Genomic DNA, 3,378 nt, shown 5'->3' on the forward strand with positions numbered 1-3,378 from the left:
GGTAGAGAGTGATTCTCTACCAGCCCTTTACTTATTGTGTCTGTTGCTTAAGAAGATTACTTCTCCTCAGCCTGATAAGGTGCGTCAAGATTGAACTCTGAGCGTAGCTTGTACTTGTAGTACCTGCGCTGAGCATCTTGCTGAGCTACTGCGAATAGCTCCTCTGCCTCTTGTGGATACTTCTTAGCAAGTGAGTTGTAACGCACCTCACCCATTAGGAAGTCGTGGAACTTAGACCAATCTGGCTCCTTAGAGTCGAGGCTAAATGGATTCTTACCCTCGTTGATGAGCTCAGGATTGTATCTCCATAGGTGCCAGTAACCGCACTCTACTGCCATCTCCTCTTCACGCTGGCTCTTACCCATACCGGCCTTCAGTCCGTGCTCGATACATGGTGAGTAAGCGATCACTACAGATGGGCCATCGAATGCCTCAGCCTCGCGGATCGCCTTGAGGGTCTGAGCGTGATTTGCACCCATTGCTACTTGTGCTACATAGATGTAACCATAGGTGGTCATCATCAGGCCAAGGTCCTTCTTGCGGATACGCTTACCTGAAGCAGCGAACTTAGCAATAGCACCGGTAGGAGTACTCTTAGAGCTCTGTCCACCAGTATTGGAGTAAACCTCGGTATCAAGGATGAGAACATTGACATTCTCGCCACTAGCGAGTACGTGGTCAAGACCACCGAAGCCGATATCGTAGGCCCAACCGTCACCACCGATGATCCACTGGCTGCGCTTCACAAAGTAATTGGAAAGTGCATCAAGTGTACGGATCTCTGCGTGATTGCTCTTACGGATCTCTGGGATAATCTTATCAGCGATCTCACGGCTCTTATCGGCATCCTCGCGGTTGTCGTACCACTCACGTAGTAGCTCCACATTGATTGGAGCCTCCTTAGCACCGTCAAGGATATCCTTTACGTAGTGCTCTAGACGCTCACGGAGCTTAAGAGCAGCGGTGTGCATACCGTAACCGAACTCTGCATTATCCTCGAATAGAGAGTTAGCCCAAGCTGGTCCCTGACCACATAGGTTGGTGGTGTAAGGAGTACTTGGAGAAGAAGCAGAGTAGATAGAAGAACAACCAGTAGCGTTGGCTACCATCTGACGAGTACCAAATAGCTGAGTAAGTAGCCTTACATAAGGAGTCTCACCACAACCTGCGCAAGAACCGCTAAACTCGAATAGAGGCTTAGCAAATTGAGAGTTCTTCACGTTGGCCTTAACGTCTACTAGGTGTGCCTTGTTGGTTACATTCTTGTAAGAGTAATCCCAAAGTGGCTGTAGAGGTAGCTGGCTTTCGATAGGCTTCATCTCTAGAGCCTTGCCATTCTTATTACCTGGGCAGATATCAGCACAGTTGCCACAACCCATACAGTCAAGCACGTCTACCTGCATACGGAACTGAAGACCAGCGAATGGCTTACCAATTGCCTTGAGTGTCTCGTATCCCTCTGGTGCATTCTTCACCTCCTCCTCATCGAGTAGGAATGGACGAATAGTGGCGTGAGGACATACGTACGCACACTGGTTACACTGGATACAGTTCTCGATCTTCCACTCTGGTACAAGAGCTGCTACACCACGCTTCTCGGAGTTGGAAGTACCATTCTCCCAAGTACCGTCTTCGCGACCCTTAAATGCAGATACTGGCAGACCGTAACCCTCGCGAGCATTGATCACCCTTACTACATCTCTTACGAATGGGGTGTCGTCTGGGTGTACCTCGATCTCGTCATCTGGAAGGTTAGCCCACTCAGGCTTAACTGGAACCTTTACGAGTAACTCACCACCCTTATCTACAGCTTGGTAGTTTTTGCTTACCACTGCATCACCCTTGTGTCCGTAAGACTTCATGATGAACTTCTTCATCTGCTCTACAGCTAGCTCGTAAGGGATTACACCGGTAATCTTGAAGAAAGCCGATTGCAAGATGGTATTGGTACGGTTGCCAAGACCAATCTCCTGAGCTATCTGAGTAGCATTAATCATGTAGAAGTTGATCTCATTCTGAGCGAAGTACCTCTTCATCTTATTTGGCAGGTGCTTCTCAACCTCATTAACATCCCAGATGCTATTGAGTAGGAAGGTACCGCCTCTTCTCAGCCCCTTAGTAAGGTCGTACATACGCAGATAGGCAGGTACGTGACAAGCTAGGAAGTGAGGCTGATTTACGTAGTAAGTACTACGGATCTTCTTATCTCCGAAGCGGAGGTGGCTACAGGTGAAACCTCCCGACTTCTTAGAGTCGTACTGGAAGTAAGCCTGTACATACTTATTGGTGTTGTCACCGATGATCTTGATAGAGTTTTTATTAGCACCTACGGTACCATCACTACCAAGACCGTAGAACATACACTCATAAGCACCGTTATCGAGCTCAGGATCCTGCTCTACAGGAAGAGAGGTAAAGGTTACATCATCTACGATACCTACGGTGAAGTGATTCTTTGGCTCTGGTAGCTCAAGGTTTTTGAATACAGCTACAATCTGGCCAGGAGTGGTATCCTTACTTGAAAGACCATAGCGACCACCCACTACGATAGGAGCATTCTCGGTACCATAAAGGGCACTCTTAACATCGCTATAAAGTGGCTCACCTACAGAACCGCTCTCCTTAGTTCTATCCAATACTGCAATACGCTTCACGCTCTTTGGAATAGCACCTAGGAAGTGCTTTACTGAGAATGGGCGATAGAGGTGTACGGTGAGCATACCTACCTTCTTGCCTTGGCTATTGAGGAGGTCTACCACATCCTTACACATCTTGGTCATGGAGCCCATGGCGATGATCATATGCTCAGCATCATCAGCACCATAGTAATCGAAAAGATGATACTGACGGCCAGTAATCTTGGCAATCTCATCCATATACTCCTGCACTACATCTGGCACAGACTGGTAGAAGATATTGCTAGCCTCACGAGCTTGGAAGAATACGTCGTCATTCTGTGCGGTACCTCTAGTAGCAGGGCTATCAGGAGCCAAAGCACGCTTGCGGAATGCATAAAGTGCCTCTTGGTCTACTAGTGGCTTAAGGTCTTCCATCTGCATCTCCTCGATCTTTTGGATCTCGTGAGAAGTACGGAAACCATCGAAGAAGTGAATGAATGGCACTCTTGTCTTGATAGCTGCAAGGTGAGCCACAGCTGCAAGGTCCATTACCTCTTGTACCGAAGCGGTAGAGAGCTGTGCGAAGCCAAGTCCACGTGCACTCATCACGTCCTGGTGGTCACCAAGGATAGAAAGTGCGTGTGAAGCTACGGTACGAGCAGCCACATGGAATACGCCTGGGAGTAGCTCACCAGCGATCTTGTACATATTGGGGAGCATCAGGAGTAGACCCTGAGAAGCGGTAAAGGTAGAGGTAAGA

At 48.4% G+C, this 3,378-nt stretch carries 1 pseudogene (only partly in view); it reads right to left on the bottom strand.

Going from position 1 to position 3,378, the window contains the following annotated elements:
* Window positions 1-56: 56 nt before the first annotated feature.
* A pseudogene (nifJ, locus tag QVO39_RS00840) lies at window positions 57-3,378 on the bottom strand (pyruvate:ferredoxin (flavodoxin) oxidoreductase); it runs 265 nt beyond the window's last position.

It is taken from the genome of Porphyromonas sp. CAG:1061 (assembly GCF_000435035.1).
In the GTDB taxonomy this organism is placed as follows: Bacteria; Bacteroidota; Bacteroidia; order Bacteroidales; family Porphyromonadaceae; genus Porphyromonas_A; species Porphyromonas_A somerae.